This window comes from Micromonospora sp. NPDC005220 (assembly GCF_040607895.1).
Classification (GTDB): domain Bacteria; phylum Actinomycetota; class Actinomycetes; order Mycobacteriales; family Micromonosporaceae; genus Micromonospora.
This window is the reverse complement of the sequence record NZ_JBEXHP010000193.1, coordinates 1-6,234: the sequence shown is the minus strand read 5'-3', so window position 1 is coordinate 6,234 and position 6,234 is coordinate 1. Positions and strand designations below refer to the sequence as shown.

Here is a 6,234-nt window from a genome sequence, read left to right as displayed (position 1 = left end):
CCCCCAGCCCCCACCCCCTCCTTGCTCGTGTTGATCAAGAGGTTTCGGTCACCGGAAGCCGGTTTTCTGACGCAAACCTCTTGATCAACTTGGCCGGGTCGGGGCCAGGGTGGGCTGGGGGCTGTTAGGGGAGGGGGAGGAGGAGGCAGGTGCTGGTGGCGTGGGCTATCAGGCGGTCGGTGGCGTCGGTGAGCCGGGCCTCGGCCAGGGCCGTGCGGCGGCCGCGTTGCAGCACCGTGCCCTCGCAGCGCAGGGTGCCGCTGTCGACGGTGACCGGGCGGAGGAACTTCACGTTGAGGTCCAGCGAGGTGTAGCCGACGCCAGCGGGCAGGGTGGTGTGCACCGCGCACGCGGCGGCGGTGTCCAGCAGCGTCGAGAGCACGCCACCGTGCACAGTGCCCAACGGGTTGTAGTGGAACTCCTGCGGTGTCAGCTCGACGACGACCCGGCCCTCGTCGGCTTCCATCCGGGTCATGTCGAGAAGGTGCATCACCGGCGGCGCGGCCAGTTCACCGGCGATCATCGCCCGGAGCATGTCCAGACCGCTGCGTCGACCGACCTGGGCGGCGTTGACCGACGGGTCCGCCCAGGTGAAGGTACGGCTGCGCACTGGCTCCTGCGTCTGCGTCATGGACCCAGCCTGGCAGCAGGTTGCTGAGTCTGTCAACGAGATCTAGCCTGATCGGATGCGACCCGCGGCTCTGGACTGGTCAGTGGAGAACTGCACCATCGCCCGCGCGATGGAGGTCCTCGGTGAGCGGTGGACGCTGGTGGTCCTCCGCGAGGTGTTCACCGGCGTACGCCGCTTCGACGACATGCGGGTGCGCACCGGCATTCCGCGCCAGGTGCTGACCAACCGGCTCGCCAGCCTGGTGGAGCAGGGCGTGCTGAAACGCGAGCCGTACCGGGAGCCGGGCAGTCGGCTGCGCCACGAGTACCGGCTGACTGAAAAGGGCTTCGACCTGTGGCCGGTGCTGGTCGCCGTGCTCGGATGGGGCGACCGGTACCTCGCCGACGCGGAGGGCCCTCCGCTCGCTGTCCGGCACCGCGACTGTGGCGCCGAGGTCCGCGCCGAACTGCGCTGCGCCGACGGGCACGACGTGGCTCGGCCCCGTGACGTGGTGCCCAGTCCGGGTCCCGGCGCCCGTCGCCGTACCCCCTGACCCGGCGCCCGCCGCACCCTCTGCCGCGTCGCACGCCTGACGCGCTCCCCGCCCCGCCCGTGCCCCGCCCCGTCCCGTGCCCCGTGCCCCGCGCCGTGCCGCCGCGCCCCGGCTCGCGTCGCGCGGGGGCCTCCGCCTCGGTGCAGACAAGACATCGATGGCCGTGCGCGCCAAAAATGGATCGGGCGTCGGTTGGGTGTGACGGTGGCTGTTCGCCAGTGTGTCAGGGGTGTTGCGGCGATGTGGCCGATCAGGATTGGCAAATTTGGGCGAATCTAGGCCTTGTCAACGATCTTAAGTATGTGAATACTTCTGTCTCACCCGGCCAGTTTCCCCAGATCGGCCGGGTTGCCCTCGGGTCAGCCGCCCCCGGCAGACCCGCTCCCCCGCCCAGGAGGTTTGTTACATGCGACCCACGAGGTCCTCATTCCGCGTTGCGGCGACAGTCGCCGTTTCCGGAACCCTGGTCGTCGGCTCGCTCATCGGCGCGCCCGCCCAGGCCGCTCCTGCCGCGTCGCCCGATGCCGCCGCCGCGATCTCCGCGCAACTCGGCGACCGCTCCGCCGGCTCGTACATCGACGCCAGCGGCAAGTCCGTCGTCACGGTGACCGACGCGGCCGCCGCGAGCAAGGCGAGCAAGGCCGGCGCCGTCGTCCGCTACGTCACCCGCGGCGCCGCCGAGCTCAACCGGGCCACGGCCGAGCTGGAGCGCTCCGCCAAGATCCCGGGCACCGCCTGGTGGAGCGACCCGGTCACCAACCAGGTCGTCGTCTCCGTCGACAGCACCGTCACCGGGGCCAAGTTGGAGCGGGTCAAGGCCGCCGCCGCGCGGGCCAACGGCGCGGTCCGGGTCGAGGCCGAGGCCGGCGTGCTGAGCACCCGGATCTCCGGTGGCCAGGCCATCTACGCTGGCGGCGGCGGACGCTGCTCGCTGGGCTTCAACGTGCGCAGCGGCAGCACCTACTACTTCCTCACCGCCGGGCACTGCACCAACATCTCGTCGAGCTGGTACTCGAACTCCGGCCAGACCTCGCTGCTCGGCACCCGGGCCGGCACCAGCTTCCCGGGCAACGACTACGGCATCGTGCGGCACAACAACTCGGCCAACGCCGCCGGCAACGTCTACCTCTACAACGGCAGCTACCGGGACATCACCGGCGCCGGCAACGCGTCGGTCGGCCAGTCGGTGCAGCGCTCCGGCAGCACCACCGGCCTGCGCAGCGGCTCGGTGAACGCGACCAACGCCACGGTGAACTACGCCGAGGGCTCGGTCTCCGGCCTGATCCGCACCAACGTCTGCGCCGAGCCGGGCGACAGCGGCGGCTCGCTGTTCAGCGGCAGCACCGCCCTGGGCATGACCTCCGGCGGCAGCGGCAACTGCAGCAGCGGTGGCACGACCTACTTCCAGCCGGTCACCGAGGCCCTGAGCGTCTACGGCGTCAGCGTCTTCTGACCCACGCACCACACGCGGGCCGCCGGAACACTCCGGCGGCCCGCGTCGCGTTGAGCACCACCGGACCCCGCCGACACCGGGCGAAGGCGACGGCGGTCAGCCGGGCCCGGACGGTCTCGGCCAACGTCGGGAGAGCAGCACGGCGGCCAGCGGTACGCCCGCCTCGGCGGCCGCCGCCAGCCGCTCGGTCAGCCCGATCCATGCCCCGTCGGTGAAGAACTCGACGGCGAACCAGCCGACCAGCCCGAGCAGGAGCGCCGTCGCCGCGAGTGCCCCCGAGCGCACGGGAGCTGGCGAATGGAGGTGCTCCCGGTCGGGGGACGGCGTCGCTCGACGGGATACCGCCAGGGCCGGCCAGACGGCCAGCGCCCCGAACGCCACTCCGGCGGCCACGGCGTGCGTCGTCGAGCCACCGGCCGGGTTCTGCGGGAACGCGACCAGAATCAGGGTCGACAGCCCACCCAGCGCCAGCAGCCCGCGGCCCGCCGGCGCGGCGGTGACCAGGCCGAGCGCGGTCGTCAGGTGGCAGAGGCCCAGGCCGGCCAGCCCGATCGTCATGATCCAGCGATGGTCCGCGCCGGTGGCGGCGAGCGCGCTGATGGTCTGCCGCACCGGGTCGAACCCTTCGGCCTGCGCGGCCTGCGCCAGTGTCCAGCCGCCGATGAGGAACAGCGGTGCGCCACCGGCCGACAGCAGGGCCCAACGAGGAACGGCGGACATCGGGCGATCGTAGCGGTGCGACCGGCGCATTCGTCGGGCCGCGCGCTCCGGGCGGACGTACGACGCCGAGGGCGCGGGTCATCGGCGGGCGGGGGCGGCGATTGCCAGATCAGGCGGGGCGACGGCTCACGGCAGTCGGTCGGGTCGCCCGGAAGCCGGCCCGTCGGGTGGTCCGAGTGGATCGGGGGGTACGACGCCGATGGTCGGCAGGTCCGGGCCGACGCGTACGGTGCCGCCGGCCGACCGGGCGAGGTGTGCCCGCCGGGCGGAGAGGACCGCCAGCAGCGGCCAGAGGGAGACCGCCACCGCCGTCACCCGCTCGGCCAGCCCGGTGCGGGACCCACTGGTCACCTCGAACGCGCACCAGCCGAAGAGCGCGAGCAGCACGAGCGTGGCGCTCAACCCCACCGCCCGGCGGAACGCCCAGGGCGGCTCCGGTCGGGTGGGATGCCCGGTGTCGTGGGCACGCGGCAGTCGCAGTGCCGAGCCGGCCGGCCAGAGCACCAGGGCGAGGACGGCCACCGTCGCCGCGATGCCGTGGCTGAGCGAGCCACCGACCGGCGGCCGGGGAAAGGCGACCAGCGCGATGGTGGCCACCCCGCCGATCGCCAGCAGGAACCGGCTGGGCAGCCCCGCCGCGTGCAGGACGGCGGCGACCGACAGGTAACAGCAGCCGAGCAGCACCAGGGCAACCACCATGATCCACGCGTCGGTGGCGTCCTGCCCCGCCAGCTCGCTGATGGTGTCCCGGACCGGGTCGTACCCGACGGGCTGTCGGGCCTGCGCCACCGTCCAACCGCCCACCAGCAGCACGGGCGCGGCCGCCGCCGTGGCGACGGCCCAGTTCGGTACGGGCCGCATTTCGCCACGTTAACCGGCGCGGCTGCCGGGGGAGCCCGGGTTCGCCGGTCCACGCCACCAGCGGATCGTGCCGGCCTGCCGGGTGCCCGGAGGCGGAGCGGCCACCCCTGACAGAATGCGGGTGAGGACTGTTCCACGATGAGGAGTTGCCAGCCGTGATCCGTACCCACAATGCCGGAAGCCTGCGCGCCGCGGACGCCGGCTCGACGGTGACGCTCGCCGGCTGGGTGGCCCGCCGCCGTGACCACGGCGGGGTCATCTTCGTCGACCTGCGCGACGGCTCCGGTGTTGTCCAGGTGGTGTTCCGCGAGGAGGACGCGCACGCGCTGCGTAACGAGTTCTGCGTGAAGGTCGTCGGCGAGGTGACCCGCCGGCCGACCGGCAACGAGAACCCGGAGTTGCCCACCGGTGAGGTCGAGGTGACGGCCGTCGAGCTGGAGGTGCTCTCCGAGGCGGCCCCGCTGCCGCTGCCGGTCGACGACCAGGTCGAGGCCGGTGACGACATCCGGCTCAAGTACCGCTACCTGGACCTGCGCCGCAGTGGCCCGGCGAACGCGTTGCGGCTGCGCTCGCGGGCCAGCCAGCTCGCCCGGGGTGTGCTGCACGAGCGGGACTTCCTGGAGATCGAGACGCCGACGCTGACCCGCTCGACGCCGGAGGGCGCCCGCGACTTCCTGGTGCCGGTGCGTCTGCAGCCCGGCAGCTGGTACGCGTTGCCGCAGTCGCCGCAGCTGTTCAAGCAGCTGCTGATGGTCGGCGGCATGGAGCGGTACTACCAGATCGCCCGCTGCTACCGGGACGAGGACTTCCGCGCCGACCGGCAGCCGGAGTTCACCCAGCTCGACATCGAGATGTCGTTCGTCACCGAGGACGACGTGATCAACCTCGGCGAGGCGATCGTCTCGGCCCTGTGGAAGGACCTGGCCGGGCACGAGATCACCCGACCGATCCCGCGGATCACCTGGCACGACGCGATGGCCCGGTACGGCTCGGACAAGCCGGACCTGCGCTACGGCGTCGAGCTGACCGAGCTGACCGAGTACCTGCGCGGCACCGAGTTCCGGGTCTTCGCCGGGGCGATCGACGCGGGCGGCTACGTCGGCGCGGTGGTGATGCCGGGTGGCGCGGCGCAGAGCCGCAAGGAGCTGGACGGCTGGCAGGACTGGGCGAAGGCGCGTGGCGCCCGCGGTCTGGCGTACGTGGTGCTGGACGCCGAGACCGGCGAGGCGCGCGGCCCGGTGGCGAAGAACCTTTCCGCCGAGCACCTGGGCGGGCTCGCCGACGCGGTCGGCGCCAAGCCGGGTGACGCGGTCTTCTTCGCGGCGAGCGCCACCACGCGGGAGGCCCAGGAGCTGCTCGGGGCGGCCCGCGTCGAGATCGCCAAGCGGGCTGGCCTCATCGACGAGAGCGCCTGGGCGTTCTGCTGGGTGGTCGACGCGCCGATGTTCGAGAAGACCGACGAGGGCGGCTGGACGGCCGTGCACCACCCGTTCACCTCGCCGAACGCGGAGTGGGTGGACCGGTTCGAGGAGGCGCCGGACCGCGCCCTGGCGTACGCGTACGACATCGTCTGCAACGGCAACGAGATCGGTGGCGGGTCGATCCGTATCCACCGGGGTGACGTGCAGAAGCGGGTCTTCGACCTGCTCGGCATCACCCCCGAGGAGGCGCAGGACAAGTTCGGCTTCCTGCTGGAGGCGTTCAAGTACGGCGCCCCGCCGCACGGCGGCATCGCGTTCGGCTGGGACCGGGTCTGCATGCTGCTCGCCGGTGCCGACTCCATCCGCGAGGTCATCGCGTTCCCGAAGACCCGCGGTGGCTTCGACCCGCTGACCGGCGCGCCCACCCCGATCACCGCCCAGCAGCGCGCCGAGGCCGGCATCGACGCCAAGCCCAAGCCCCCCGCCACCGCCCACACGGGAACGGCGGGCGTGGCAGCCCCGGTAGCCGACCCGGTCTGACCCCTGTTGCTTGGTTGATCAAGAGGTTTGCGTCATCATGGGCCGGCGAGGTGACGGAAACCTGTTGTTGGGGAGT

Annotated in this window: 6 protein-coding genes; 3 read left to right on the top strand and 3 right to left on the bottom strand. The window is 72.4% G+C overall.

What is annotated here, in order from left to right; all coding sequences use genetic code 11:
- Positions 1 to 124: 124 nt before the first annotated feature.
- A complete protein-coding gene (locus ABZU52_RS31625; RefSeq protein ID WP_354974586.1) occupies positions 125 to 631 on the bottom strand; it encodes a PaaI family thioesterase in 507 nt (168 codons plus the stop codon).
- Positions 632 to 686: 55 nt separating this feature from the next.
- Here ABZU52_RS31625 and ABZU52_RS31620 point away from each other — a divergent pair, with 55 nt between their 5' ends.
- Both ABZU52_RS31620 and ABZU52_RS31615 read left to right on the top strand, forming a co-directional pair.
- Positions 687 to 1,163 carry a helix-turn-helix domain-containing protein gene (locus ABZU52_RS31620; protein ID WP_354974585.1) on the top strand — a complete coding sequence of 159 codons (477 nt, stop codon included), beginning with the start codon at positions 687 to 689 and terminating at the stop codon, positions 1,161 to 1,163.
- A 406-nt stretch (positions 1,164 to 1,569) separates the two neighbouring features.
- Positions 1,570 to 2,616 (top strand): S1 family peptidase, encoded by a 1,047-nt coding sequence (locus ABZU52_RS31615; RefSeq protein ID WP_354974584.1) that lies wholly within the window; start codon positions 1,570 to 1,572, stop codon positions 2,614 to 2,616.
- 96 nt (positions 2,617 to 2,712) lie between these two features.
- Here the strand turns inward: ABZU52_RS31615 and ABZU52_RS31610 are convergent, their stop codons facing one another.
- A complete protein-coding gene (locus ABZU52_RS31610) occupies positions 2,713 to 3,336 on the bottom strand; it encodes a DUF998 domain-containing protein (RefSeq protein WP_354974583.1) in 624 nt (207 codons plus the stop codon).
- Between the two features lie 126 nt (positions 3,337 to 3,462).
- Entirely contained in the window at positions 3,463 to 4,197 is a 735-nt protein-coding gene (locus ABZU52_RS31605; protein ID WP_354974582.1) for a DUF998 domain-containing protein, read from the bottom strand.
- A gap of 155 nt (positions 4,198 to 4,352) precedes the next feature.
- On the opposite strand from ABZU52_RS31605, the gene aspS reads away from it, so the two are divergent.
- Positions 4,353 to 6,158: an aspartate--tRNA ligase gene (gene aspS / locus ABZU52_RS31600; protein ID WP_354974581.1), complete on the top strand. Its 1,806-nt coding sequence runs from the start codon at positions 4,353 to 4,355 to the stop codon at positions 6,156 to 6,158.
- Positions 6,159 to 6,234 lie beyond the last annotated feature (76 nt).

What these genes read in the sequence shown, in the direction of transcription:
- ABZU52_RS31610 (WP_354974583.1), bottom strand. Translation starts at nt 3,336, where the DNA reads ATGTCCGCCGTTCCTCGTTGGGCCCTGCTGTCGGCCGGTGGCGCACCG.
- ABZU52_RS31615 (WP_354974584.1), top strand. Translation starts at nt 1,570, where the DNA reads ATGCGACCCACGAGGTCCTCATTCCGCGTTGCGGCGACAGTCGCCGTT.
- ABZU52_RS31605 (WP_354974582.1), bottom strand. Translation starts at nt 4,197, where the DNA reads ATGCGGCCCGTACCGAACTGGGCCGTCGCCACGGCGGCGGCCGCGCCC.
- ABZU52_RS31620 (WP_354974585.1), top strand. Translation starts at nt 687, where the DNA reads ATGCGACCCGCGGCTCTGGACTGGTCAGTGGAGAACTGCACCATCGCC.
- ABZU52_RS31625 (WP_354974586.1), bottom strand. Translation starts at nt 631, where the DNA reads ATGACGCAGACGCAGGAGCCAGTGCGCAGCCGTACCTTCACCTGGGCG.